This is a genomic window from Anaerostipes sp. MSJ-23 (assembly GCF_018918155.1).
Classification (GTDB): Bacteria; Bacillota; Clostridia; order Lachnospirales; family Lachnospiraceae; genus Anaerostipes.
This window is the reverse complement of sequence record NZ_JAHLPY010000006.1, coordinates 58,284-84,393: the sequence shown is the minus strand read 5'-3', so window position 1 is coordinate 84,393 and position 26,110 is coordinate 58,284. Positions and strand designations below refer to the sequence as shown.

General features: G+C 35.6%; 24 protein-coding genes, 1 tRNA gene and 1 other RNA gene. 19 read left to right on the top strand and 7 right to left on the bottom strand.

The genetic code is table 11. The features are described from left to right. The first annotated feature begins 2 nt into the window (after positions 1–2). The gene (locus KQI71_RS06230; protein WP_216435062.1) at positions 3–1,682 is read left to right on the top strand and encodes a phosphoenolpyruvate carboxykinase (ATP); all 1,680 of its coding nucleotides are present in this window, start codon (positions 3–5) and stop codon (positions 1,680–1,682) included. Between the two features lie 23 nt (positions 1,683–1,705). Further along, a complete protein-coding gene (locus KQI71_RS06225) occupies positions 1,706–2,140 on the top strand; it encodes a MarR family winged helix-turn-helix transcriptional regulator (RefSeq protein ID WP_216435061.1) in 435 nt (144 codons plus the stop codon). Here KQI71_RS06225 and KQI71_RS06220 read toward each other — a convergent pair. After that, on the bottom strand, positions 2,137–2,655 hold the full coding sequence (locus KQI71_RS06220) for a nucleoside recognition domain-containing protein (protein WP_216435060.1): 519 nt from the start codon (positions 2,653–2,655) through the stop codon (positions 2,137–2,139). The genes KQI71_RS06225 and KQI71_RS06220 overlap by 4 nt on opposite strands. Continuing rightward, entirely contained in the window at positions 2,652–3,224 is a 573-nt protein-coding gene (locus KQI71_RS06215; protein WP_216435059.1) for a hypothetical protein, read from the bottom strand. The genes KQI71_RS06220 and KQI71_RS06215 overlap by 4 nt, the downstream gene beginning before the upstream one ends. A 139-nt stretch (positions 3,225–3,363) precedes the next feature. On the opposite strand from KQI71_RS06215, the gene KQI71_RS06210 reads away from it, so the two are divergent. The 4 genes from KQI71_RS06210 (at position 3,364) to rsmA (ending at position 6,096) form a co-directional block, all read left to right on the top strand. Then, positions 3,364–3,434 (top strand) — tRNA-Gly (locus KQI71_RS06210). Between the two features lie 74 nt (positions 3,435–3,508). Further along, a complete protein-coding gene (locus KQI71_RS06205) occupies positions 3,509–4,465 on the top strand; it encodes an NYN domain-containing protein (protein ID WP_216435058.1) in 957 nt (318 codons plus the stop codon). After that, on the top strand, positions 4,462–5,235 hold the full coding sequence (locus tag KQI71_RS06200) for a TatD family hydrolase (protein ID WP_216435057.1): 774 nt from the start codon (positions 4,462–4,464) through the stop codon (positions 5,233–5,235). Before KQI71_RS06205 ends, KQI71_RS06200 begins: the two co-directional genes overlap by 4 nt. After that, complete coding sequence (gene rsmA, locus KQI71_RS06195) at positions 5,236–6,096, top strand: 16S rRNA (adenine(1518)-N(6)/adenine(1519)-N(6))-dimethyltransferase RsmA (protein WP_216435056.1); 861 nt, start codon at positions 5,236–5,238, stop codon at positions 6,094–6,096. On the opposite strand, the gene KQI71_RS06190 is transcribed toward rsmA, so the two are convergent. Continuing rightward, entirely contained in the window at positions 6,082–7,062 is a 981-nt protein-coding gene (locus KQI71_RS06190; RefSeq protein ID WP_253287964.1) for a DUF6128 domain-containing protein, read from the bottom strand. The genes rsmA and KQI71_RS06190 overlap by 15 nt on opposite strands. Before the next feature lie 83 nt (positions 7,063–7,145). Between KQI71_RS06190 and tadA the strand changes: the two genes are divergently transcribed. The 7 genes from tadA to KQI71_RS06155 all read left to right on the top strand — a co-directional run bounded on the left by tadA (position 7,146) and on the right by KQI71_RS06155 (position 16,271). Beyond that, complete coding sequence (gene tadA, locus KQI71_RS06185) at positions 7,146–7,628, top strand: tRNA adenosine(34) deaminase TadA (RefSeq protein ID WP_216435055.1); 483 nt, start codon at positions 7,146–7,148, stop codon at positions 7,626–7,628. Further along, a complete protein-coding gene (locus KQI71_RS06180) occupies positions 7,615–9,576 on the top strand; it encodes a lectin like domain-containing protein (RefSeq protein WP_216435054.1) in 1,962 nt (653 codons plus the stop codon). Before tadA ends, KQI71_RS06180 begins: the two co-directional genes overlap by 14 nt. A gap of 83 nt (positions 9,577–9,659) precedes the next feature. After that, an RNA gene (ffs, locus tag KQI71_RS06175) (signal recognition particle sRNA large type) lies at positions 9,660–9,922 on the top strand. A 184-nt stretch (positions 9,923–10,106) separates the two neighbouring features. Beyond that, positions 10,107–10,751 (top strand): GTP pyrophosphokinase, encoded by a 645-nt coding sequence (locus tag KQI71_RS06170; RefSeq protein WP_216435053.1) that lies wholly within the window; start codon positions 10,107–10,109, stop codon positions 10,749–10,751. Between the two features lie 66 nt (positions 10,752–10,817). Continuing rightward, on the top strand, positions 10,818–11,210 hold the full coding sequence (locus KQI71_RS06165) for a hypothetical protein (RefSeq protein WP_216435052.1): 393 nt from the start codon (positions 10,818–10,820) through the stop codon (positions 11,208–11,210). A 153-nt stretch (positions 11,211–11,363) separates the two neighbouring features. Next, the gene (locus KQI71_RS06160) at positions 11,364–13,853 is read left to right on the top strand and encodes a hypothetical protein (RefSeq protein ID WP_216435051.1); all 2,490 of its coding nucleotides are present in this window, start codon (positions 11,364–11,366) and stop codon (positions 13,851–13,853) included. Between the two features lie 126 nt (positions 13,854–13,979). Continuing rightward, a complete protein-coding gene (locus KQI71_RS06155) occupies positions 13,980–16,271 on the top strand; it encodes a transglycosylase domain-containing protein (protein ID WP_216435050.1) in 2,292 nt (763 codons plus the stop codon). 65 nt (positions 16,272–16,336) lie between these two features. Here KQI71_RS06155 and KQI71_RS06150 read toward each other — a convergent pair whose 3' ends face one another. The 4 genes from KQI71_RS06150 to murC all read right to left on the bottom strand — a co-directional run bounded on the left by KQI71_RS06150 (position 16,337) and on the right by murC (position 21,298). Continuing rightward, a complete protein-coding gene (locus tag KQI71_RS06150) occupies positions 16,337–17,506 on the bottom strand; it encodes a ribose-phosphate pyrophosphokinase (RefSeq protein ID WP_216435049.1) in 1,170 nt (389 codons plus the stop codon). Between the two features lie 58 nt (positions 17,507–17,564). Beyond that, complete coding sequence (locus KQI71_RS06145; protein ID WP_216435048.1) at positions 17,565–18,557, bottom strand: ATP-binding protein; 993 nt, start codon at positions 18,555–18,557, stop codon at positions 17,565–17,567. 16 nt (positions 18,558–18,573) lie between these two features. Continuing rightward, positions 18,574–19,668 carry a DnaD domain protein gene (locus tag KQI71_RS06140; protein WP_216435047.1) on the bottom strand — a complete coding sequence of 365 codons (1,095 nt, stop codon included), beginning with the start codon at positions 19,666–19,668 and terminating at the stop codon, positions 18,574–18,576. Positions 19,669–19,912: 244 nt separating this feature from the next. Continuing rightward, the gene (murC, locus tag KQI71_RS06135; RefSeq protein WP_216435046.1) at positions 19,913–21,298 is read right to left on the bottom strand and encodes a UDP-N-acetylmuramate--L-alanine ligase; all 1,386 of its coding nucleotides are present in this window, start codon (positions 21,296–21,298) and stop codon (positions 19,913–19,915) included. 299 nt (positions 21,299–21,597) lie between these two features. On the opposite strand from murC, the gene spoVG reads away from it, so the two are divergent. The 6 genes from spoVG to KQI71_RS06105 all read left to right on the top strand — a co-directional run bounded on the left by spoVG (position 21,598) and on the right by KQI71_RS06105 (position 26,109). Beyond that, entirely contained in the window at positions 21,598–21,885 is a 288-nt protein-coding gene (gene spoVG, locus KQI71_RS06130) for a septation regulator SpoVG (protein WP_216435045.1), read from the top strand. Positions 21,886–22,189: 304 nt separating this feature from the next. Then, positions 22,190–22,381: a DUF951 domain-containing protein gene (locus KQI71_RS06125; protein ID WP_216435044.1), complete on the top strand. Its 192-nt coding sequence runs from the start codon at positions 22,190–22,192 to the stop codon at positions 22,379–22,381. 95 nt (positions 22,382–22,476) lie between these two features. Beyond that, a complete protein-coding gene (rpsF, locus tag KQI71_RS06120; RefSeq protein ID WP_216435043.1) occupies positions 22,477–22,764 on the top strand; it encodes a 30S ribosomal protein S6 in 288 nt (95 codons plus the stop codon). An 18-nt stretch (positions 22,765–22,782) separates the two neighbouring features. After that, entirely contained in the window at positions 22,783–23,232 is a 450-nt protein-coding gene (locus tag KQI71_RS06115; protein ID WP_216435042.1) for a single-stranded DNA-binding protein, read from the top strand. Positions 23,233–23,248: 16 nt separating this feature from the next. After that, complete coding sequence (gene rpsR / locus KQI71_RS06110; RefSeq protein WP_216435041.1) at positions 23,249–23,503, top strand: 30S ribosomal protein S18; 255 nt, start codon at positions 23,249–23,251, stop codon at positions 23,501–23,503. Between the two features lie 542 nt (positions 23,504–24,045). Continuing rightward, positions 24,046–26,109, top strand: a complete 2,064-nt coding sequence (locus KQI71_RS06105) for a DHH family phosphoesterase (protein WP_216435040.1) — start codon at positions 24,046–24,048, stop codon at positions 26,107–26,109. The last annotated feature ends 1 nt before the right edge of the window (position 26,110 follow it).

Genomic DNA, 26,110 nt, shown 5'->3' with positions numbered 1-26,110 from the left:
TTATGTCAACAAAAGCGTATTACACACATGATGAAATTGGAAAAGGAAAACCAGGTTTTTCAAAAACCAGATCCATTATAGAAGCAGCTTTTTACGGAAACAATGTTGTGGAAGTAAAAGATTTGAAACAGGCATATGAACTGGCAAAAAATTCACCAGGAACAATTGTGACAGATATGCCGGTATATAAACCGGAAGAAATCGGTCTGGAAGAAGGAAGCAAAGTTCTTTTATTCAACGATGGTTCTGTTACAGGTCGATGCGCAGCAGCCAGAAGAATTGCCAGTGAACCAGGAGTAGATACAAATGATCTTGATTTGAAGGTGATGGATGCTGTTTATGATACTAGATGGTCTACGATGTATCATGCACAGGTTTATATCGGATTAGATCCAGAATTTATGGTAAAAGCACATCTTCTTATTCCAGAAGGAGAAGAAAATATCCTCTATTCTTGGATGTTAAATTTCCAGTATTGTTCAGATGAATATAATGAAATGTACAAAAAATCAAAACCAATCGCAGATGAAACAGATATTTATATTTTCTCAGATCCACAGTGGGAACATGTAGATCATCCTCTTGGATTAACTTATTTCAACACAGAAACAAACTGTGCCGCATTGCTTGGAATGAGATATTTTGGAGAGCATAAAAAAGGAACTCTGACAATTGCATGGGCAATTGCAAATCGAAACGGATATGCATCCTGCCATGGAGGACAGAAAGAATTTAAGATTTCCGGATCGGAAGATCGTCATTATGTAGCATCATTCTTTGGTTTATCAGGTTCTGGTAAATCCACACTGACACATGCAACTCACAATAATAAATATGATAATATTACCGTTCTTCATGATGATGCATTTATTATTAATACACAGACTGGCGCCTCTATTGCAATGGAACCTACGTATTTTGATAAAACAGCGGATTATCCTACAGGATGTGAGGATAATAAATATCTTCTAACAGCACAGAACTGCTCAGCAACACTGGATAATGAAGGAAAAGTTGTTCTTGTAACAGAAGATATTCGAAATGGAAATGGCCGTGCGATTAAATCAAAATTATGGTCTCCAAATCGTGTAGATAAAATTGATTATCCAGTCAATGCAATTTTCTGGATTATGAAAGATCCTACAATTCCACCAATTGTAAAAGTAAATGGAGCAGCGCTTGCTTCTGTTATGGGAGCTACCCTTGCAACGAAACGAAGCAGTGCCGAACGTCTTGCGCCTGGAGTTGATCCGGATCGTCTGGTTGTAGAACCTTATGCAAATCCATTCCGTACATACCCTCTTGTGAATGATTATAAGAAATTCAGAGATCTTGTAAAAGAGCGTAATGTGGAATGCTATATTTTAAATACTGGAGATTTCATGGGGAAAGACATCAAACCTTCGGTAACATTATCTTGTATTGAACAGGTAGTAGAAGGAACAGCTCAATTTAAACCATGGGGACCATTCAGTAATATGGAAACCTTGGAAGTAGAAGGATATATTGCTGATTTTGATGATGAAACCTATGTAGATAAATTAAAAGCAAGAATGACCGATCGTTTGAACTTTGTATTTGATAAAGATACAGAAAACGGGGGATATAATGCACTTCCAACACAGGCAAAAGAAGCTTTGGCAAAAGTTATTAGTGAAGCGCATAATCTTGTGGTAAAATAAAGGAAAGATATGGAGGTGTATACATGGATAAAGATGAATTAAATGATTTAGTCGTAGATTTGTTTCATGGGATCTCATATGAAGAAGAAAAAGCTGTCATTACGGAAGAATTTAAAGATATATCTAATAAAGATCTTCATATCATTGACACGATTGGAATGAAAGAACCAAGAAATATGTCTTCGATTGCAAAAGATCTGAATATTACTGTGGGTACACTGACCATTGCAATCAACAATCTTTTAAAAAAAGGATATGTAAAAAGAAAGCGTGGAGAAAGAGACCGGAGAGTTGTCTATATTTCCCTTTCAGAAAAGGGAAAGAAGGCGTACGAACATCACCGGGCCTTCCATCATAAGATGATAGAAGGCCTTCTTCTTCCATTGAATGATGAAGAAGAAAAAATGTTGATTCGCGTTATGCAATATTTCCACGACTATTACAAATCGAAGAATTAAAAATAACAGCAAATAAAAACAGAGACCCCGATACCAACAAAGGTGGCAAATAAAGCCCCTTTGAGGGTATAACGGGTCTTTTTGATATGAATGGAAGAATAATAAACGGAAAGAATATAAAAGCATGTTTCTGTAGAGCTTAAAATAACCGATGCAAGAAAGCCGGGAGTAGAATCTGGGCCGGAGGTTTTAAAGATATCAAGTAAAAAACCTGTTGCAGCAGAAGAAGAAAATAATTTTGCAAAAATAACGGGAAGAACTTCTTTTGGAATATGGAGGATGGAGGCAGCAGGAGAAAGAAAACGCACAAAAAGATCCATGGCGCCAGAGGAGCGGAAAATTTGAATTGCAAAGAATAAAGCAATTAAAGTTGGAGCAATATCTAAAACGATGCGAAACCCGTCTTTCACACCAGACAGAAAAGGTTCATACATTTCTTGACGGGTAATGGCACCATAAAGAATAATAAAGAAGATGATAAACGGTAAAATAAAACTGGCAATCATGGAAATCATAATTTACGATCCTTCCATTTGATATAGATAATACCGGCAAGTGTGGAACAACAGGTTGCAATGATACCTGGAATAATAATCGCAGAAGGTTGTATAGCTCCATACTGGCTTCGATAAGCAATGATATTGATTGGAATTAGCTGAAGTGATGAAATGTTAAGAATTAGAAAAGAGCACATTTCGTTTGTTGCGATTTCTTTTTGTGGGTTATCTTTTTGGAGTTCTTCCATTGCTTTAAGACCAGATGGAGTAGAAGCCCAGCCAAGTCCAAGGATATTTGCCACGACATTTGTGCTGATATATTCCATTGCTTTTTGATTTTTTAGATTTGGAAATAAAAATGAAAGGAATGGAAAGAGAAATTTTTGCAATTTATCAGTTAGTCCAAGGCTGACTGCAATATTCATAATGCCAGACCAAAGTCCAACGATACCGAACATTAAAATACAAAGTTCAATTGCTTCTTTGGATGATGACAGAATCTGATCAGACATGGAAACGATATGACCATTCAAACTGCCGACGATTAAACCAGTTAAAATAAGAAAACTCCATAGATAATTCAGCATGAGAAAATCCTTTTTGATACAGTTTATTCGGTTTTATTTTTTGTTATTACAAAAAAATAAAAAAATTTTAAAAAAGTGTTGACATTATAAAGATGTTGTAGTAGAATCAATATTGTTGTCGGGTACGACACAAAGATATGCGGGTGTAGTTCAATGGTAGAACTCCAGCCTTCCAAGCTGATCACGTGGGTTCGATTCCCATCACCCGCTTGGATTACGAAAGGATATATTCATGAAGAATATATCCTTTTTTTCTTTATATAAAAAAGAAAGAAGGTGAGAAAGTGGAAGAGGAGAAAAAACAATTTGCAGTTTTGATTGATGCAGATAATATTAGTCCTAAGTATGCTTCGATTATTTTTAACGAGTTAGATGCTTATGGCTTTGCATCATGTCGAAGAATTTATGGAAACTGGTCTCGGGCAAATGGGTGGACGCAGGATATTCTTCTTGAATATTCGATTATTCCAGTACAGCAGTTTTCTTATACTTCTGGAAAAAATGCAACGGATATGGCAATGGTCATTGATGCAATGGACTTGCTGTATGGTAACAAAGTAGATGGTTTTTGTCTTGTAACAAGTGACAGTGATTTTACAAGACTGGCGATGCGTCTTCGTGAAGAACATAAGTATATTATTGGTATGGGGGAATCTAAGACACCGGTAGCTTTGACAAGGGCATGTAATCGATTCATCCATTTGAACTTGATTTTTGAGCAGGAAAAAGAGGAAGATAAAGAAGTCATAGAACATACAGAGATTGACAATGTTACATCGTTAGAGGAAATTGGCAGTACAATATCTTCCTTAATTAATGAAAATGGAAACGATCGGGTAGATCTTGCAATGATTGGGAATCGTCTAAATGAGAAGTTTTCTGATTTTGATGTACGAAATTATGGTTATACAAAATTAAGCGTTTTTATTGATGAAGAAATGGATAACCTTGTTTTGAAACAGGAAGATAACAATTACTATGTTGCGTTTAAAGAACTTCCAGGGAGAGATATTATTGAAAAAGAAGTAATTGATTTTGTAAAACGAAATGGAGGATCTCTGGATAATCTTTCAGCGATTACATTGGAACTGCAAAGTCGCCATGGCGTTTTTCATCCAAAAGATTACGGGTATAGCCGTATGTCAGGATTTTTAAGAAGTATTCGCTGTCTTTGTGTGAATGGCAATACAGTAAAATTAAAAGGAAAAGAGAAAGGCAGAAGAAGGGATCAGATATTATGATATTTGAAACACATGCGCATTATGATGATAGGAAATTTGATGCAGATAGAGAAGAACTGCTTGCTTCCATGAAAGATCATGGAATTGGAACAATTGTAAATGTAGGATCGAATATGGAAACATCTGCATGGACAGTAGAAGCGGTAAAAAAATATCCAATGATATATGGAGCTGTTGGTGTTCATCCAAGTGATACGGGGGATATGACATATAAAGATATCGAGACATTGAAATTTTACAGCCAACAGGAAAAAATTGTGGCTATCGGAGAAATTGGTCTTGACTATTACTGGGATGAGCCGGAGCGTGATATTCAAAAAAAATGGTTTGAAGCACAGATGAATTTGGCAGCTGAAGTAAAACTTCCAATGATTATACACAGCAGGGATGCAGCAAAGGATACATGGGATATGATGAAAGAAGCCGGTGCACAGGATATTGGAGGCGTTGTTCATTGTTATTCTTATTCAAAAGAGATGGCTAGGGATTTCCTTAATATTGGATTTTATATTGGGGTCGGAGGTGTTGTTACATTTAAAAATGGAAGAACATTAAAAGAAACAGTGGTATATGCACCAATGGACCGCATTGTTTTAGAGACAGATAGTCCATATTTATCTCCGGAGCCAAATCGTGGGAAAAGAAATTCTTCCCTTAATCTGATTTATGTGGCACAGATGATTGCACAATTAAAGGGAATTTCTACAGAAGAAGTAATAAAGGTTACAGAAGAAAATGCAAGAAAACTATATCGAATAAGAGAGGTTTAAATGGAAAAATTAAGCAATCCACAAAAAACAATCGAAGTAATTCAGAAATATCAGTTTGATTTTCAGAAAAAGTTTGGTCAAAATTTTTTGATTGATGGAAGAGTTCTTGACAAAATCATAGAGGCAGCGAATGTGACAAAAGATGATTTTGTTCTGGAAATCGGTCCAGGAATTGGTACTATGACGCAATATCTTGCAGAAAATGCAAGAGAAGTTATGGCGGTTGAAATTGATAAAAATTTATTGCCGATCCTTGCGGATACATTGTCTGCATATGATAATGTAAGTATTTTAAATGAAGATATTTTAAAAGTGGATATTGGAAAAATTGCAAAGGAAAGAAATAATGGGAAACCGATTAAGGTTGTGGCCAATCTTCCATATTATATTACAACACCGATCATTATGGGATTGTTTGAAAGTCATGTTCCGATTGACAGTATTACAGTTATGGTGCAAAAAGAGGTAGCAGATAGAATGCAGGCAGGTCCTGGAACAAAGGATTATGGGGCATTATCATTGGCTGTGCAGTATTATGCACAACCTTATGTAGTAGCGAATGTTCCCCCAAACTGTTTTATGCCTCGTCCAAGGGTTGGATCTGCAGTCATCAGGCTGACAAAATATAAAGAAAGTCCAATTAAGGTAACGAATGAAAAATTATTATTTCAGTTGATTCGTGCCTCTTTTAATCAGAGAAGAAAAACACTTCAGAACGGAATTAAAAATTATAGTGGATTTAACTTCTCCAGGGAAGAAGTGGCAAAGGCTCTGGAAGAAATGGGAGTATCGCCAACGATCCGTGGAGAAGCATTAACACTAGAGCAGTTTGCGCAATTAAGTAATTTATTGGATCGGTAAAATAAAATAGCCAAAGTTTCCAGTCTTATGAGCTTGCATAGGAACAGTAAGAAATTCTTGAAAACCAAACAAACTGGAGATGAAGCGCTTTTCATTATCGAAAATTCCAGGAACACCGAGGTATCGGCATTGCTTTTCAGAATTCCATGCAAGAAAAAGATGACCGAAATTTCCGTAGTTTAAAAGAAGAAATCCATTTGTTTTTAAATTTTCTGGAAGATCTGGAATTAAGGAAAGGTCTTCCAGACTAATTTTAATACAAGGAGATAAATGATAAATGGAAGGCATGGGCAGGGAGGGGTACTCCTTCCAGTCAAAGGATGCCTTTTGTTTCGGAGAACTCTGCTCTTTTGCATCTTTTTCTAATTGAAGGGCTTCGATGTATTCTGCAAGGCTGGAAATATCCTTTTTTTGAGAAGTTGTTTGAGAAAGTTCTTCAACTTCTATTTTTTTTGCTTCCGTTGTCTTTGTTACTTCAGGAAGGGGCTCTGTTTTCAATTCTTCTTTATTCTCCAATTGTTGTATGGATTCTGATTCTTGAATGGTTTCTTCTTTTTTTATTTCAGGAACTGGATCTGGAACATTTGGTTTTTGCTTTTCAAGAGGTGTAAAGCTGCGGATGGTAATTGGGTGGTCTTTCCACTGAGAGCCAAAGAAATGATCTTTTGAGTGATAGATAAGAAATCCATCTATGCGATCAAGATCATCGGGTAATGGATAAATATGACGGAACTCCAGAACAGAATCTGACTTTTTTATCGTATCGATCAGAATTCCTTCCATTGTACCATGATGAAAGCGATAAAAATAAAGTTTATATTGTAAGGAGTTCTCATTTGTTTTCACATGAAAATAAAGGCGTAGTTGCTTTTGCCGTTGCTCTATTTTTGCAAATCCGACATTGGCTCCTTTCATTCCATGGCTATATTCATAAAGATAAGATACAATTCTTCGATAATCAGACAAAATCAGGTACTCTCTTTTTGATTTATTGTATGAAAGAGAAAGTAAAAATATGACATATGTAAAAATCCAGGAGGAGATAGAAAATGACACAAGATGAAAAATATATGAAAGAAGCAATCAAACAGGCGAAAAAGGCATCCGCGATAGGTGATGTTCCGATTGGATGTGTCATAGTTTTTGGTGACAAAATTATTGCCAGAGGGTATAATCAAAGAAACAAAAGAAAAACGACATTGGCTCATGCAGAACTACTGGCAATTCAAAAAGCAAGTAAAAAACTTGGGGATTGGCGTCTAGAAGAATGTACGATGTATATTACATTGGAGCCGTGTCAGATGTGTGCAGGAGCAATTGTTCAGGCAAGAATTCCAAAAGTAGTCATAGGTGCAATGAATCCGAAAGCAGGATGTGCAGGATCCGTCCTTAATATTTTGCAGGTTGATTCATTTAATCATCAGGTTGAAGTAGAACGGGGGGTATTGAAGGAAGAATGCAGCAGGATGATGTCGGAGTTTTTTAAAAATCTTAGAAAAAAAAAGAAAGAGGAAAAAAATGATCAAAATTAAAAAAATGGCTGCGGTGTGTTTAAGTCTTCTGTGCATTGCTGGAAGTAATAACGTAATAGTAAAGGCATCGGCAAAACGAGGAACGGGATATATTCCTCCCAAAATTAAAGTAAAAGCACCAGAAGAAAATCAGAACCAAAAAAGTCGAAAGGTGCAAAAAACATACGAGTCATCTTATAGTTCTGTAAAGAAAAATTATGTGACATCGATTAAAAATCAGGGAGATACAGGACTTTGCTGGGCCTTTAGTGCAGTTGCGGCTGGAGAAATTTCAGCAATTAAAAATGGATATACAGCACAAGATGTGGATCTTTCTGAAAAGCATCTTGGATATTTTACTTATCATCATGTGAATGATCCACTTGGTAATACAAATGGAGATAATACATCAATTTCAGGAGAAAACTGGCAGGACTTTGGCGGAAACTTTTATATGGCAGCATTGACACTTTCGCAATGGAGCGGATATGCAGATGAAAGTTTAGTACCTTTTCAGTCTCCATGGACAGTAAAGGCTGCAGACGCTTATAAAAGTGTTCTTCGTTTGAAAAATAGTTATTTTCTTGGAACATTTAGTAATCGAGATGCGATCAAACAGGCAATTAAAGATTATGGAGCTGTAGCAGTTACTTATTATTCAGGAGATAAAAAAGATCTTACAGATTCTGCTTATTTATCAAAAGTAGATAATGATAATATAATCGATCATGCAGTTACAATTGTTGGATGGGATGATAATTATTCTAAAAAGAATTTTAAAGCAAATAAGCCAAAAAATAATGGTGCCTGGATTGTAAAAAATAGCTGGGGAACAGAGTATAATGGAAAATCAATCGGAGATCATGGGTATCTTTATATTTCTTATGAAGAAAAATCTTTATCAGATCCTACAGCATTTGAGGTAGATAAGACTTCTTCTTATGCCAATAATTATTTTTATGATGGGGCAAATGATATTAGTTCTATGTTGCTTGGAAAGAGAGAAAAAGTAGCGAACGTATTCACTGCGAAAACAGGAAGTGATACGAAGGCAGAATATTTAGAAGCAGTAAACTTTATAACATGGGATCCAGATTCCAACTATAGTATTCAGGTTTATAAAAATCCAACGTCAGGTAATCCAGAAAGCGGACAGAAGATGTTGAGTACTCCGTTAAAAGTCAGCAAGAAGTATGCAGGTGCTTATACTGTAAAATTACCAAAGAAAATAGAGGTGCTTAAAGGAGATAAATTTGCTATCGTAGCTACATGCAATACGGCATCCAATATGATAGCAGCGGATACTAAATTAAGCAAAGAAAATTTGGGTCATGTTACAATCACTTATAAAAATAACACAGCAAAAGGACAAAGCTATTTTTATAACAGTGCAGCGAAAAAATGGGTGGATTTGTATAAAGAAGGCAGCATTCGTATCAAAGCTTGCACAAATAATGAAGATGTGACAAGTATTCATATTGGATATTGTAAAAATTCTATTTCGAAAGAGTATACTTATAATGGAAAGACAATCACACCAAATACAAGTTTGTCTTATAATGGAAAGACTTTAGAAAAAGATAAAGATTACAAAGTGAGCGTGAAATCTGGGAAAGATATTGGCAAATATTCTGTAACTTTCACAGGACAGGGCGATTACAGAGGAAGTAAAACTGTATATTACAATATTATTCCAGGTAAGAGTTCCATTTCTTCTTTAAAGAGTTCCGATAAAGGAGCTGTTGCAGTCAAAGTTAAAAAAGTAAGTGGGGCAGGAAAATATGTAATCTATTATCGAAAAGATGGATCAAAGACTTATAAGAGTGCTTCTGTTACATCAACTTCGAAAACGATAAAAAAACTTTCTAGTAAGAAAAAATACTACTTTAAGGTACGTGCAGCGAAAACCGTCAATGGGAAAGATTATTATGGGGCATACAGTGCTGAGAAGAGTATTAAAGTAAAATGAAAAAGGTTATTGACCAGAAGAAAACTATTTAGTATAATAAGATTTGCATCAAAAAAGATGCACTTAATCAAGTCATAAAGCTTCCGTGCAACCGGGGAGGTAGCGGCACCCTTTTTCTGCAATCCGCTATAGCAGAGGTCATGGTTTGTTTCGGGCTTTGCTCTGTAGAGCTGCCCTCTATAAGTGGCGTTGATATTTGGGTCTTACGCAATAGGACTCCATGAACCGTGTCAGGTCGGGAACGAAGCAGCACTAAGTGGAATCTCCTATGTGCCGTAAGGGTGCCTGGGTTGAGTTAACTGTAGAGGTAACGTCTGTGGATCATTGCACAACGCAAACCGCACGGATTTTTTTATTTTATAGGAAATTTGTCTCGGGAGTGGCTCACCGCAGGCGGAGAACTCGGTAAATCAGGATTCTTTCTTATTTGCAAAAAAACTCTTTTTTTCTTGAATTGTATCTGATTGAATACAAACCTTAATCGTGATAAAATAGGATTATACGAAAAATGGTAAGGAGTGAGACATGTAATGAAAGAATTAGAATTACCTGATGTAAAAGATGTATTAGTTGAGTATAAGCAAATGAAACTTCTTTATAAATCGGCATTAAAAGAAATTCGTACAAAGCTTGAAATTTTGAATGATGAGTTTAAATTTGTACATAAATATAATCCGATTGAACATATTGAATCTCGCCTGAAAACAGAAGAAAGTATTACGAGAAAGCTTTTTCGAAAAGGCATTGGGGTTACAATGGAAAATATCCAAAAGTATATCGATGATATTGCGGGTGTCCGTGTGATCTGTTCTTTTACACCGGATATTTACCGGATTGTAGATATGATTTCTGCACAGGATGATATTGAAGTTTTAAAAACAAAAGATTATATGATAAATCCAAAACCAAATGGATATCGAAGTTATCATATGATTGTAAAGGTACCAATTTTTCTTTCAGACCGTGTGGTACCGACGAAGGTTGAAATCCAAATACGAACAGTAGCTATGGATTTCTGGGCGTCTTTAGAGCATAAGATTTATTATAAATATGAAGGAAATGCACCGGATTACATAAAGAAAGAATTAAAAGAGTGTGCGGATCTTGCAGCCTTTCTGGATAGTAAGATGTTGGCCATCAATGAAGAAGTCAAAAGTATTCAGCAGGAAGAATAAAATTGATAAGAAACATTTTTCTATTTCATTCATACTATATAGCAACAGAAAAAGAGGAGAATATGAATGGCAGATAGAGAAGGACTCGGCAATCTACCGATTTTTAATATGGAGCGACGTCTGCCGGGGCAAGAGGAAATCCGGCAGGAAGAGCGAGAAGAAGATGATTATCAGTATATCATTAAAATGTATTCTGCACTGGCAAGAGAAATTCTTGAATTTATCGAGGATTTTTGTGATCGTCTAGAGTATGAAGGGAGTATGATGTTTGATCAGTATATAGATCGGACCAATATGTTTTCTTTAGCAGACCAAATTTATGAAAAAGTAAAATATCATGAAAAAGAGGATGGCGATAAGAAAGATCGGATGTTATATCAGATGATCTTAGCTCTGCTTGGAGGTGAGATCTGTCATCGCAGATGCAGGTACCGGAGAAAACGAAAAATGTTTTCGTAAATAATTATGAGAAAGCTGGATGGAATGTAAATATCATCCAGCTTTCTTTTTTTAGTTCACAAAAGAAATTCTAAAGAATAACTTAAAGTGGTTGTACAAAGATAAAAAAACGGATAAAATGAACGATATAAGGCTGTGAAGAAGGAGAAAAGAATGAATCAGAAAAAAGCAATTCAGATTTCGGTTTTCGGAATCATTTTTATTATTTCATTAATTTTATGGAATTATGTACTGGTTGGGAAAAGCAGTCACGGAGTTCAGGAAACATCACAGGCAACTTTGCCAATGATTACTCTGATTTCTGATGGACAGGAAATCAATCAGCTGCATGGATATAGAGGAACCATCGATGCTTCTCAACTCAGAGATAGTGTGACACCGATAGATAGTAATTCTCTGAATCTATTTACAACAGGAAGCTCAAATGATGCAGTTGCCTATAAACTTTATGATTCAGACAATAAAACAGTTTTAGACAAAGGGGATGTCTCTTTTCAGAAGAAAAGCGGGAAAAATATGGCTCAAGTACAGTTAGATGCTAGATTATCTTCCGGCAAGACTTATCTTCTTGAATTATCATTGGAAAAAGATAAGGAAAATATTAAATATTATACTAGAATTATTTATGGAACAGGTTTCCATTTAAAGGAATGTCTGAAGTTTGCCCAGAAATTCCATAATTCAGCATTAAAAGAAGGAAATACAGAATTTGTTAGCAAATATTTGGAGACAAAAGAAGGAGCAACATCAAATGATTTATCTTATGTTGATCTAAAGTCTACAAATGAGGCCATTTGTTACGCAGATATGAAACCTCAGGTGGAAAAAGTATATCCGCCTACTGTGAAGGAAATCACGCAAGATGTAACTTCGCTTGAAATTCGATACATTGTGTCATCTGTTGACACAGAAGGAATTCGGCAATACTATCAGGTGAATGAATATTTTCGTGTAAGATTTTCTGAAAGTCGTATGTATCTATTAAATTATGAACGTTCCATGGAAAGTTATATGCGCTATGATTCCATAGACCGTAACAATAATCGAATTCTTGTAGGAATTGGGAAAAATAATAAACAACTATTAAGCGTTAAAAATGGTAAAAAGGTTGGATTTGTTACAGGAAGTGAATTATGGTATTATGATTACCAGAAATCTGAAATGTATAAAGTTTTCTCATTTATGGGAGAGGATTATCGTGACAGCAGAAATAACTATCCAAAACATGGAATTCAGATTATGAGTATGAAACCGAGCGGTGATATGACATTTGTTGTGTATGGCTATATGAACCGTGGAAAAGATGAAGGAAAAAATGGTATCGGTGTTTATCGATTCTCAGCAAAGAATAAAGAAATCAATGAGCTAACTTTTATTGAAACGCCGGTGCAGTATGACAATATGAAGGATGATATTGGAAAAGGGGCTTATTTAAGCTCTGATAATCAATTTTACTTTTATCTGGCAGGCTCAATCTATCATGTAGATATTGACAATGACAAGAGTGAAATTCTTGCAAAACATGCGACAAATGATATGGCTGTAATTACAGAAAATGGAATGTTAGCAATTAATGAAACACAAAATCGTTTGAAAGTTATGAACTTGTCTACAGGAAAGAGTTGGACGATTTCTAGTTCTGATGCACAGATTATAAAGCCAATTGGATTTATTGAACAAGATCTTGTGTATGGAATTGGACAAAAAGCAGAGATTGTTCATCAGGAAGATGGAACGATTATGTATCCGCTTAGCAATGTTTATATTCGGGATAAAGATCATATGATTAAAGAATATGGACAAAAGGGAAGTTATATTACCGATGCAAAAGTGGATGGCACAACGGTTGCAATGACAAGAGCTGTGAAGAAAGGAAAGAGTTATAAGACGAAAGACACTACCTATATTCGATATAAAGATAAAACAGAGAACAAGGTTGTTTTTGAATATGGGTATTCATCAACAAGACTGAATCAGCTGTATATGGCATTTCCAAGTAATGTCTATATTCAGACAAGGCCTGGATATCAGATGATCGGTTTGAAAGAAGAAGGAAAACAAATTAACGTACATTTCGCAGATAATATTTATAAATATCGTAAAGCGTATGTATATACAGGAGGACAATTATCTGGTATTTATACAAGTATGAAGGAAGCGATAAAAGAAGCTAAACAGGGCGGAGGTATCGTTGTAAATTGTAACCAGATGTATTTGTGGGAAAAAGGAGTTATGAAGACTTATGGCAAAGTTGCCAATATTCCTATAGAAAAAGCAAAAACAAAAGATGAGTCAGATATTGCATGCATCAAGATGATGGCAGATAGTGAAGGAAAAAATTATTCTTATGATGACATTAAGAAGATGAAAGGAAATACTTTTGACAAACTTTTTGAAACCTTTGATCGTCAGGCGGTTAATTATTGTGAATGTAGTTTTGATGATGTATTGTATTCTATTGGAAAAGGAAGAGCTATTATGGCGAAACGCGGCAATGGAACCTATATATTGATCATAAGTTATAATCAGAAAAAACTTCGATATTTTGATCCGATCAAAGGAAAATCAATTCAGGCAGACAGGAAGAGTCTAGAATCAGAATTTAAAAAAGCAGGAAATGTTTTTTATAGTTATGCAAAATAAGAGGAACATCAGAGTACGAACTATGTCGAAGCAAAAATTGCGGTAAACTTGTTTTTTATGTTACAATAAAAATATATATTCTGGAAATCACTCCAGAATCAATAACAAATGAAAGGTGAAAGGAATATGACTGAAGAAACAAAGGAAACAAAAGAGGTTATTCCCGGAAGCAAGAAAAAGAAGAAAAAGAGAAAGATTCTTTTGAAAATTTCTGTTGTTTTTCTATTTCTTGTTCTAATCTGCTGGTTTGCGTTCGGAAGCAAGGTAATGAAACTTCGCAGCGAGGCTAAGAAGATTGTTTCTGAATCGACAGAAAATACATTTAAAGCATCTCAGACCAGTATCGTATATGATACAAAAGGGAAGCAGTATATGAAATTGCGGGGAGAGAAGGATGCATATTATCTGAAATATAAAGATATTCCAGTATATGTTGTTGCATCTGTTATTTCGGTAGAAGACAGAAACTTTTATAAACATTCCGGTGTAGATTATAAAGGAATTTCCCGTGCAGCAGTAACCTATGTATTGAAAAAAGGTGAGATTACCCAGGGTGGAAGTACTATTACGCAGCAGCTTGCAAAGACGGTATTTTTGAACCGAAAAAAAACATGGCAGAGAAAAGTAAAGGAAATTTTTATTGCTACAGAGCTTGAGAAAAAGTATTCAAAAAATCAAATCCTTGAATTTTATCTGAATAATGTTTATTACGCAAATGGATATTATGGAATTGAGGCAGCTAGCAGAGGATATTTTCATAAGGATGCCAAAAATTTGACAATGTCAGAGGCAGCGTTCTTATCTGCAATTCCAAATAATCCAACGACATACGATCCGCTTACAAATAAGAAGAATACAATCAAGAGAAGAAATAAGATTCTGAGAGATATGTATAAAGAAGATTTGATTCAGAAGGAACAGTATGAGAGTGCTTTGAAAGAGGACATCAAAGTTAAAAAAACAAAGAAGAGAGAAAAACGTGATTATGTAGAAACATATATCATTCATTGTGCAACAAAAGAAATTATGAAACAGAAAGGATTTGAATTTAAATATAAATTTAAATCCAACAAAGAAAAACAGGAATATAATGATGATTATGAAAAGATGTATGCAGAGTGTAAGAGAACACTTTACAGTGCAGGATATCGTATTTATACATCCATTGATCCAAAAGCACAAAAACAGCTGCAGCAGAAAGTAGATAATCAACTTAAGAATTTTACTCAGAAAGATAAGAATGGAATCTACAAAACACAGGCAGCTGCAACAAGTATCGATAATGAAACAGGAAGAGTTGTTGCTATTGTTGGCGGAAGAAAACAGAAAAATATAGGATATTCGTTAAATCGTGCCTATCAGAGTCCAAGACAGCCAGGTAGTAGTATTAAACCGCTGCTTGTATTTGCCCCTGCATTGGAACATGGGTGGTCTGCAGGTTCGATCGTAAGTGATACGCCAATGAATGCAAAAGATCCGCACAGGGTAGGAAATTATGCTGGATCTTATTCTGGACAGATTAGTCTGAGAAGAGCTGTTGAGAAGTCAAGTAATGTTGTTACAATGAGACTTTATGAACAGCTAGGTCCAAAGACTGCTTTGAGATATCTCGAAAAGATGAACTTTAAATATTTAACATCATGGGATTATAAGTATTATACAACATGTATCGGTGGTTTCCGGTATGGTGCTACAACTGAAGAAATGGCAGCTGGATATGCAGCATTACAAAATAAGGGAGTATACCGTGAGCCAACTTGTATTAAGAAAATGACAACTTCTGATGGAGAAGAGATTATTTCAACAAGTCCGACAAAGAGAACGGTTTATACAAAAGCCGGAGCGGCAGCCATGACAGATATTTTAAAGAGTAATATGATTTCTGGAACTGGTCGTGGAGCTAAGGTACCAAATATTGATACTGCTGGTAAGACTGGTACAACAAATGATAACCGTGATGGATGGTTTTGTGGATATACACCATATTATACAACTGCAATATGGGTCGGAAGGGACGATAATAAGATTGTAGATAATCTGACAGGAAGCTCATATCCAAAGAGTATTTGGAGTGCATATATGAATGCGGTTCATTCAGAGTATTCCGCAACAGCAGCACCTGGATCTGATAAGATGACAACGGAGAGTGATGGAACAGGAAGCGTTGGTACTACAAGCAGTGGAAGACGTTATTATTCTACAACGGCTTCTCAGGGAAGATCAACATACTACTCAACAAGAAGATCAACGCATTCAACAGGAACATCAACTTCTTCTACAAGATCTACAAGTGCGACGACAGAAAGACCTGCAACAACAGAGTCTACACATGCAACGACAGCAGCACCGACAACAGCAGCACCGCAGCAGGAGCATACACAGCAAAATGCACAGAGTAGCAGCAGAGAATCTGAATGATTCAATAAATAGAAACAAAAAAACAGGAGCGTTACATTTTGTAACGCTCCTGTTACTTGTTATTCTTATTTTGTATGTTTTTCTAGGTATTCACTGATTCTCTCTGTAGGATCAAGTAATTCACTAATAGATGCATCATGATTTAATGTATCGATCAAGAGAGCAACATATTTTCCTACGTCAGCAGAAATATACCAATCACGGCTTAATAATTCAGGTGTTTGGTAAGTAAGATTGGTTGTAATAACTTTTTCAATAACACCATCTTCAATGGCTTTATCAAAGACGTCTAGTCCATTAGTGAAAAGACCAAAAGTTGAAAGACAGAAGACACGTTTTGCATGACGGTTCTTTAACTGTTTTGCAACATCGATCATACTTTCTCCAGAGGAAATCATATCATCGATGATCAGGACGTCTTTTCCATCCAGGGAATCACCAAGAAATTCATGTGCGACGATCGGGTTACGTCCATCGATAACTGTGGAATAATCACGACGTTTGTAAAACATACCAACATCAACACCAACAACGTTTGCCATATAAACAGCACGCTGCATAGCACCTTCATCTGGACTGATTACCATTAATTTATCCTTATCAAATTCAACATCATCACATTCTTCTACCAAAGCTTTTACAAATTGGTAAGTTGGCTGAACATTATCAAATCCGCTGATCGGAATTGCATTCTGTACTCTTGGATCATGTGCATCAAAAGTGATGATATTATCAACGCCAAGGCTCTGCAGTTCCTGAAGCATAACAGCACAATCCAGAGATTCTCTTGTACTTCTCTTATGCTGACGGCTTTCGTAAAGGAAAGGCATAATTACATTGATACTTTTTGCTTTACCAGCAGCGGCACTGATGATACGTTTCAGGTCAGAATAATGATCATCTGGTGACATGTGGTTTGTATAACCGCAGAGTGAGTAAGTCAGACTGTAGTTTAATACGTCAACTAAAATGTAAAGGTCCATATCGCGGACAGATTCACGGATAAGACCTTTGGCTTCACCGGAACCAAAACGAGGGCATACGGCATCCATAAGGTAAGTATCTCTTAAATATCCGTCACAGGCAATGGAATCCTGAAACTGTCTATTTGTTTCTTTTCTCCATTTTACAATATAGTTGTCAATTTCTTCTCCAAGAGCTTCACAGCTTTTAAGAGCGATGATTCCTAATTTTCCGCCAGGAATCTTAGTAAAGTTGCGGTCAGATCGTCTCATGATACTATCTCCTTCGTATATTATTCATTCTATAGTTGTTTATAACATTACAAAGACGTTACGTCAAGTTCGATTTTTTAAAACGTATGTCGTCTCCGTATAGTTTTTGCCACGAATAACATTCAATGATCCGTGAAAAAATCCGTTCTGAGTAAGCATCTCGAAAGTCTTTTACAGATAAATTGGTTGAGATGATGGTAGATTTTTCTTGGATCAATCGTTCATTCAGACATTGAAATAATTGCGAAATAACAAACTTGTTCGTCATTTCAGTTCCAAGATCATCAATAATTAGCAAATCTGCTTTTAAAATCATATCTAAAGAATAGATATTGTCGTCATCCGGTGTCTTGTTTCTTTGAAAAGTATGTTTTGCAAGATGATCGAACAACTGAAAGGCAGTAACATAGACGCAAGTATATCCTTTGTCCATAATTTCTTTTGCAATACAATGACTTAAAAAAGTTTTTCCAACTCCGGTAGAACCTTGAAATAAAATATTTTCTCCAGCTGGAAAATGAGAAATAAAATCGATACAATGCTTTCGGATCTTTTTGATATTTGTTCGGGGACTTGGATGTCCATTCGGTGTGATTTGATCCGAGTAATATTCTTCGCGAAATGTTTGGAAGTTTTCACGCGCAAGAATCCGATCCATATTGGAGCTTGTATAAAGAAGATTAATGATTGTCTGTTGAAAACAGGTACATTTTTCTTGGCCAATATAACCGGTATCTTTGCATTTTTTACAATGATAGATTGGTTCTAGATAATCATCTGCATAACCAGCCTTATGCAGAAGTCTTTTTTTTTCTAGAAGAAGCCGATGATTTTTTTGTTTATATTGATCACGGATCTTCTGGTCATCCTGAAAAATTAGCTTACGTCCAAATGAAATGGAGTTTTTGGCAATTTCCTGATCGATTTTTTGAATCTCTGGAAGTTTTTCGTAAATTTCTTTTTTTCGCTCCTCATGAGTATGATAATTTGAAAGTCTGCGGTTTTCATATAGACGCATAATTTTTTGATAATCACGGTTCGATAATGGCATAATGAACTCTCCTGATTTATTCTGCAAACTGTTTTTGAAGAAGTTGTTCTTCAAGCGCATCAAAATCATAATCACGCTGCGTAAAATTATGTGTTGGATGATTATGATTCGTATTTGTATTCGTAAATGTTTTTGGTGCTTTTTGGTTCTGATAGAAGGATTTGGTCTGTTCAACCGTTGTAATATTATGTTTTTTCCATTGTTTTAAAATAGAATCAGCGTAAGGAAAACTTGGTTTGCTGATGGCATTGATTGTACGGTTACAGGCTTCAATTACTAGTGAAAGATCCATACCGTCGATTTCTAGCCATTGTTTTATATATTTTTCCTGAGCAGGTGCAGGATTTTGGTTTAAACCAAAAGCATGCATAATGGAGTAGTATTCTTTTTTATAATTTTTATTATATGCTTTTGCTTCGTCTACGGTAGTGATATGGTCTTCATACCAGTTAATGGCAACTTGCTGCATATAGCGAAAGCTTTTCTTATCGTTAGACACACAGTATTCCACAAGGTATTCAATCAGGTCACATGACATGGATAGATCTTCATACATATATAATAAGGTATTCATATCATTGCATGTTAGAGGTTTGCCAATAAACATCTCACAAACATAAAGAAGGTAAGAAAATCGTTCATCTTCGCCCTTTTTTTGAAGATCGTCAGGGGAGAGAGTTTTCATTGCCGGAACAGCGGCAGTTCCTTTTGGTAGTGTAATTGGTTCATGGGCTGTCTTTGAGACAGCTATTTCTTCTCTAGAAGCATGTATCTCAATCTCATGTTCAGATTGTATTTTCTGTACTTTTTTTACTTTTCCGGGAACTGGAAGAAGTTCAATGGATTCAATATTCCCGTGAACAAGTTCCATGCGGATCAGAGACTCCTTTTCCCAGTATTTTAATGCACGGGTAACATCACCTTCGGTCAGTTCCAGTACATCTGCCAGGCATGGAATACTGAAATCTGCGCCTTCAGATACCATACGGAGAAGAAAAATGTAAACTTTAATGTATTCTCCGTTGGCACGGATCATATAATTATCAACAAAGGCATTTGGAAGCAAGGTGCCGCCAGTTGGATATGTAGTTGTGACTTTTATACAATTCATATAATGTTCCTCTTTTTCTAAACTAATTCTGACTATACTCCACATAAGAAAAAATGTAAATACCAGGGAAATCCACACCATAAAAACCATACAATATGTGGATAATGTGGATAATGTGGATAACTATTGTAAAATGACGAATTTATGCGGTTTACAAAGATTTTACAATTGTGGAAAAAACAAAAAAAAATCCACAGACCGCGGATACAAAGCATGTGTATAAGCCTGTGGATAATGTGGATAACTATTTTTTCAGTAGGGAATCACCGATAGAATCGACGTTTCCGGCACCCATAGTTATCAACAAATCATTTTCTTTACAATTTTCCAAAATAAATTTTTCGATGTCATCGAAATCTTTGATAAAACGGGCATCTACATCATATGCAGCCATTTTATCTACGATATCCTTTGCACTGACAAGTCCAGTGTCTTTTTCACGAGCTGCATAAATATCAGTCACAATAACATGATCACAGTGACTTAAGGCCTCTGCAAAATCATCAAGGAAAGCATAGGTTCTTGTGTAAGTATGTGGCTGGAAAATACACCATACTTCATGATGTGGATAGTTTTTACATGCTTTTAAAGTTGCTTTGATTTCTGTTGGATGATGTGCATAGTCATCAATAATTGTAAATCCATGACAGGTTCCTTTTTTCTCAAAACGACGTTTTGCTCCAGTGAATACAAGAAGTCCTTTCTTTACAGAATCCATAGAAAGATTTAGTTTGTCAGCAACAGCAATTGCAGCCAGTGCATTTTTGATATTATGTTCTCCAGGTACATTTAAATGAATGTGATCGATGAGAACATCCTTTTTATAATAATCAAAAGAAGCATGTCCAAGTTCGTCATAGCTGATATTCTGAGCATTAAAATCAAAATCATGATTATTAAGTCCAAATGTTACATAATCAGCTTTTAATCCGTCTACAATATAAGGAATATTATCGATTTGTCCATTTAAGACAAGATATCCATAATCTGGAAGTTTATGTGCAAATGCACGGAATGATTTACGAATATCATCGATATCCTTGAAGAAATCCATATGATCCTCTTCAATATTCAGAATAATACTGATTTTTGGGAAAAATTCAAGGAAACTATTTGTATATTCACAGGCTTCTGTAATAAATGTATCAGAATGTCCAACACGAATATTTCCACCAATTGCATCTAAAATTCCACCGACACTGATCGTAGGATCTGTATCTGCAGCAAGTAAAATTTCAGAAAGCATAGAAGTTGTTGTTGTTTTTCCATGAGTTCCGGAAACAGCAATAGCATTTTTATAATTGTGCATAAGCTGACCAAGAAGAGTTGCACGTTTCATCACAGGGATTCCTTGATGAACAGCTTCTTTATATTCTTCATTTGTGTCGAAATTAATTGCGGCGGTGTAAACGACAAGATCAATATCGGATGAAATATTTTCGGCTGTCTGTTGGAAAAAGATATGAGCTCCTTTTTGTTCCAAACGATCCGTTATTGGAGATTGATGAATATCAGAGCCGGAAACAGTAAATCCTTCTTTTAGAAGGATTTCAGCAAGTCCGCTCATGCTGATACCTCCAATTCCCATGAAGTGAACGTGAATAGGTTTGTTAAAATCTATCTGATACATACGAAATATGTCCTTTCTTTAAATAATGAATAATGTTTTTCCTTAATTATAAGGCACAAAAATTTATCTTGCAAGATGAAGTCCAGAAGGAAAATAGGGAAAATCGGAGAAAAAAAGGAGAAATAGAGACTATATGTTAAAAATTAATAATGAAAACTTTGAAAAAAGTAAAATATTTGTTCACATTTTACGATAAAAATGGTATAATATTTTGTACAATCAAGTGCCATAGAAGAAGTCATATAAATGGCTATGATCGTGATTTCAGCTATATTTTATAAAACTAGGAGGAAGACAACATGCAAATTACAGATGTACGTATTCGAAAGGTAGCAAAAGAAGGTAAAATGAAGGCCGTAGTGTCTATTACAATTGATAATGAATTCGTTGTTCATGATATCAAGGTAATTGAAGGGGAAAAAGGACTATTCATCGCAATGCCAAGTCGTAAGGCAGCGGACGGAGAATATCGGGATATTGCGCATCCAATTAATTCCGATACAAGAAATATGATCCAGAGACTGATCCTGGAACAGTATGAGGCAATGAAGTTAGGAGATATTGACGCTACAGCACCAGAAGTATAAGTACGGAAAAAAGGGCTTCTTCTTTTACAAAATAAGAATCAGGATAAAACCTGGTTCTTTTTTTGTGCCATTAGATCACTTGTTAATTAAAATAAAAAATCTTTTGGAAGTGTTTATAGACGAAAAGAGGGGAGTTTGTTAAGATGGAACAATAAGGAAATTATATAGGAAAGAAAAACATAGATTGTAATGTTTGATTTTGGGAAAATAGAAAAAAACAAGGAAGGAGGAAGTTACTGTAAAACAAGCAATATTATAAAAACAGAAAAATGGCTTTTTATAATGTTTCAGTAACGGATCAAGAATGGAATTTCAAATTGGCGATATTATTAAAATGAAAAAACAACATCCATGTGGAGAAAATCAATGGGAGATTTTACGTGTTGGAATGGATTTTCGTTTGAAATGTCAGGGATGTGGAAGACAGGTTATGGTTCCAAGAAAATCAGTAGAAAAAAATTTTCGTGGTTTTATAAAAAAAGCTTGCGAAGAGTAAAAAAGTATGATAGAATGTGAACTCGTGGTATATGAAAATATCCTTGCTCTTTTCAGTACAGGAAAGAGCCACTAGACCAAAAGGAGGTGCAAGTAATGAAAAAATACGAATTAGCATTAGTTTTAAGTGCAAAACTCGAAGACGAACAGCGTGCAGCTTTACTGGAAAAAGTTCAGGCAATGATTACTACAGCAGGTGCTGCAATCACAAACGTCGATGAATGGGGTAAAAAGCAGTTAGCTTACGAAATTCAGAAAATGAAAGAAGCATACTACTATTTCATTCAGTTTGATGCTGAAGCTACAGTTCCAGCTGAACTGGAAGAAAAACTTCGTATCGAAGAATCCGTATTACGTTATTTATGCGTAAAACAGGAAGCCTAATCGATAGGAGGGTCCGATATGAATAAAGTAGTATTAATGGGAAGACTGACCAGAGACCCTGATGTGCGTTATACGCAGGGAGATAGACCGCTGGCAGTTGCCAGATATACATTAGCAGTAAATCGTAGATTCAAAAGAGATAATGAACCAGATGCAGATTTTATTAGCTGTGTGGCATTCGGACGTGCAGGTGAATTTGCAGAAAAGTATCTGAAACAGGGTACGAAAATCGTTGTTTCTGGAAGAATCCAGACAGGCAGCTATACAAACAAGGATGGAATGAAAGTTTATACAACAGATGTTGTTATTGAAGAACAAGATTTTGCAGAAAGCAAAGCAGTTGCAGCACAAAATTCTGCAGCAGCAAGTGTTGCTCAGCCGAGTGCACCTGCTCCACAGCCAAGTGCCGCAAGTGATGGATTTATGAACATTCCAGACGGTTTAGAAGAAGAACTGCCGTTTAGTTAAATAGGAGGTAGAAATCATGGCTTATACAAAAGGCGATGCTCCAGCAAGAAGAAGAGGCGGACGTAGAAGAAGAAAAGTATGTACTTTCTGTACAGAAGCTGATGCTGTTATCGATTATAAAGATGTTGCAACATTAAAGAAATACGTTTCTGAAAGAGGAAAAATCCTTCCAAGACGTATCACAGGAACATGTGCAAAACATCAGAGAGCGATCACAGGAGCAATCAAGAGAGCTAGACATTTATCTTTAATGCCATATACAGCTGAATAAGATAAAGATAATAAGAAAAGATCAACCAGGTCACCATTTTGGTGCCTGGTTTTTTTATTTCATAGGAAATTTTAATGAAATCTTCTATGAAATAAAAAGCCCTCCGGTCAGGTGCACTGCGACAGAGGAGAAATTTGTCACTGAAGCGACTTGTCGCAGGCAGAGAATCCTGCAAAATAGGATTCCTTCTTGTGTTATGTTTTGTTAAACAAATTCTTGCATTGTATGGTAAAATAAGAGAAATTAATTTATTTAAATAGGTATTGATTAGGAATACCAGTCGTGCAGAAGAGGTAATTTACAGATGAAGAAAAAAGTTAGAATCTTAAAAGTAAGCAATGGAAGTTTTGTCATTGCAATCATACTTACAACCTGAATTATTCATGAGCAACTAAAGTTGCTCATGAATAATTCAGGTTTATAAATAAAATAGAAAATGTTGATAAAGATTGTTCAAGTACAGTGCTGTACAAATATCGCCAGTCGGGGTATAATAAAATGTAAAAATATATTTGAAAGAGGCATTCAATTAGGAGCAGAATATGGATATTAGAAACAACTCAAAGATTGATCAATATCTGAAGGGACCGTTTCGGGTAATGCTGTTGCTTATACCAGTAGATATTGTCATTTTCTTTTTCAGTGTCCAGTGCGGAATCATTTTAGCTGTATTTATTGTATTGTGTTTTACGTTTCAAACGATTGGTTATTATTACAGTAAAAATGAAATCATGAAAGAATGTATGGGGTTTGTGTTTGAACAAGGACAGGTGCAGAATTACTTGATTCATGAACTTCCGATTCCGTATGCACTTCTGGATGGAGACGGCATTATTCTTTGGAGTAATGCAGCATTTCAGAAAATTGCAGGGTCAAATAAGGGAAAGCATTTAAACCAAATTTTTCATGAACTGAATAAGAATTTACTTCCATCAGATGTTAGTCATACGATCTCGCATATTAATTATGTAAAAAAGGAAGGCGAAGAAGAAAAGAAATTTTTTTATAAAGTAGAATTTACAAGAATTCGGATTGAGGATTTCTCGGGGGAAGATGAAGAATGTTATTCTAAGCAGATGATGAAAGATAATTCACTCGTTGCAGCATATTTCTTTGATCAGACGCTTTTGAAGAAATATATGGAGCAGAATGAAAATCAGAGGATGGTTATTGGTCTGATTTATATTGATAATTATGATGAAGTTATGGATGATGTTGATGAAGTGAAACGTTCCATGCTTGTTGCAATGGCAGACCGAAAGATTAATAAGTTTATTCAGAATGTATCCGGGATTGTAAAGAAAACAGAGAAAGATAAATATTTTGTCGTCTTTGAACAAAAATATCTGGATAAGATTAAGACAAATAAGTTTTCAATTTTAAAGGAAATTAAAAATATCAGTCTTGGAAATTCCATGGATATGACATTGAGCATCAGTTTTGGTATCAATGGAAATACGTATCAAGAAAACTATGAATTTGCTTGTGCTGGAATGGATCTTGCCCTTGGGCGTGGAGGAGACCAGGCGGTTATCAAGGATAGGGAAGAGATTTCTTATTACGGAGGAAACTGTGAAGTTGTTGAAAAGAATACAAGAGTCAAGGCTCGAGTGAAAGCTCATGCATTAAAAGAATTATTGGAATCTAAAGAAAATGTTGTTATTATGGCGCATAAAATACCAGATCCGGATGCCATGGGTGCGGCAGTAGGTCTTTATCGTCTTGGACTTTCTCTTGGAAGAAAAGCGCATATTGTCATGAATGAGATGACGATTTCAGTACGTCCGATTGTGGAAGCACTTAGAAAAAGTGGAGAATACGATGATGATATGTTTATTAACAATGAAAAAGCAATTGAAATTACAGATGAAAGCACATTGCTAATTGTTGTTGATGTTAATCATTCAAATTATACGGAGTGTGAACAGCTATTAGATCAGACGAATACGATTGTGATCTTGGATCATCATAGAAAGAGTAAAGATATGATAAAAAATCCAGTTCTTTCTTATGTGGAGCCCTATGCATCCTCAACTTGTGAATTAGTGGCAGAGATTCTTCAGTATGTTAGTACGAAACCAAAATTGCGCCCAATGGAAGCAAATGCCATGTACTTTGGTATTCTTGTTGATACGGACAATTTTGTAAATAAAACAGGGGTTCGTACGTTTGAGGCTGCTGCTTATTTAAAGAGAAATGGTGCAGATCTGAATCTTGTAAGAAAAATGTCTAGGGAAAGTATGGATACTTACCGTATTCGCTCTAAGGCAATCAGCCAGGCAGATATTTTGTATCAGCATTTTGCAATTACGACTTTGATTGGTATCGGTGTGGACAGCCCTACGGTTATAGGAGCTCAGGTGGCAAATGAGTTGCTGGATATTGATGGAATTGAAGCCTCGTTTGTATTAACGGGAGTGGAAGAAAGAGTCTATGTTAGCGCAAGATCGATTGATGAGATTAACGTGCAAAGAATCATGGAAGAGTTTGGCGGTGGTGGTCATTTGACAGTGGCAGGCGCACAGCTCGTGGATGTCTCTCTCGAGGAAGCAAAGGAAATCATTATTGATACCTTAAGAATTATGAAGGAAAAAGGAGATATATAAA

Bases quoted from the DNA above. Each gene is read 5' to 3' on its own strand.
- KQI71_RS06145 (WP_216435048.1), bottom strand. From the start codon at position 18,557: ATGCCATTATCGAACCGTGATTATCAAAAAATTATGCGTCTATATGAA.
- KQI71_RS06150 (WP_216435049.1), bottom strand. From the start codon at position 17,506: ATGAGACGATCTGACCGCAACTTTACTAAGATTCCTGGCGGAAAATTA.
- KQI71_RS06230 (WP_216435062.1), top strand. From the start codon at position 3: ATGTCAACAAAAGCGTATTACACACATGATGAAATTGGAAAAGGAAAA.
- KQI71_RS06220 (WP_216435060.1), bottom strand. From the start codon at position 2,655: ATGATTTCCATGATTGCCAGTTTTATTTTACCGTTTATCATCTTCTTT.
- rsmA (WP_216435056.1), top strand. From the start codon at position 5,236: ATGGAAAAATTAAGCAATCCACAAAAAACAATCGAAGTAATTCAGAAA.
- KQI71_RS06170 (WP_216435053.1), top strand. From the start codon at position 10,107: ATGAAAGAATTAGAATTACCTGATGTAAAAGATGTATTAGTTGAGTAT.
- KQI71_RS06115 (WP_216435042.1), top strand. From the start codon at position 22,783: ATGAATAAAGTAGTATTAATGGGAAGACTGACCAGAGACCCTGATGTG.
- KQI71_RS06165 (WP_216435052.1), top strand. From the start codon at position 10,818: ATGGCAGATAGAGAAGGACTCGGCAATCTACCGATTTTTAATATGGAG.
- murC (WP_216435046.1), bottom strand. From the start codon at position 21,298: ATGTATCAGATAGATTTTAACAAACCTATTCACGTTCACTTCATGGGA.
- rpsR (WP_216435041.1), top strand. From the start codon at position 23,249: ATGGCTTATACAAAAGGCGATGCTCCAGCAAGAAGAAGAGGCGGACGT.
- tadA (WP_216435055.1), top strand. From the start codon at position 7,146: ATGACACAAGATGAAAAATATATGAAAGAAGCAATCAAACAGGCGAAA.
- KQI71_RS06180 (WP_216435054.1), top strand. From the start codon at position 7,615: ATGATCAAAATTAAAAAAATGGCTGCGGTGTGTTTAAGTCTTCTGTGC.
- KQI71_RS06155 (WP_216435050.1), top strand. From the start codon at position 13,980: ATGACTGAAGAAACAAAGGAAACAAAAGAGGTTATTCCCGGAAGCAAG.
- KQI71_RS06215 (WP_216435059.1), bottom strand. From the start codon at position 3,224: ATGCTGAATTATCTATGGAGTTTTCTTATTTTAACTGGTTTAATCGTC.
- rpsF (WP_216435043.1), top strand. From the start codon at position 22,477: ATGAAAAAATACGAATTAGCATTAGTTTTAAGTGCAAAACTCGAAGAC.
- KQI71_RS06105 (WP_216435040.1), top strand. From the start codon at position 24,046: ATGGATATTAGAAACAACTCAAAGATTGATCAATATCTGAAGGGACCG.
- KQI71_RS06200 (WP_216435057.1), top strand. From the start codon at position 4,462: ATGATATTTGAAACACATGCGCATTATGATGATAGGAAATTTGATGCA.
- KQI71_RS06225 (WP_216435061.1), top strand. From the start codon at position 1,706: ATGGATAAAGATGAATTAAATGATTTAGTCGTAGATTTGTTTCATGGG.
- KQI71_RS06140 (WP_216435047.1), bottom strand. From the start codon at position 19,668: ATGAATTGTATAAAAGTCACAACTACATATCCAACTGGCGGCACCTTG.
- KQI71_RS06125 (WP_216435044.1), top strand. From the start codon at position 22,190: ATGGAATTTCAAATTGGCGATATTATTAAAATGAAAAAACAACATCCA.
- KQI71_RS06160 (WP_216435051.1), top strand. From the start codon at position 11,364: ATGAATCAGAAAAAAGCAATTCAGATTTCGGTTTTCGGAATCATTTTT.
- spoVG (WP_216435045.1), top strand. From the start codon at position 21,598: ATGCAAATTACAGATGTACGTATTCGAAAGGTAGCAAAAGAAGGTAAA.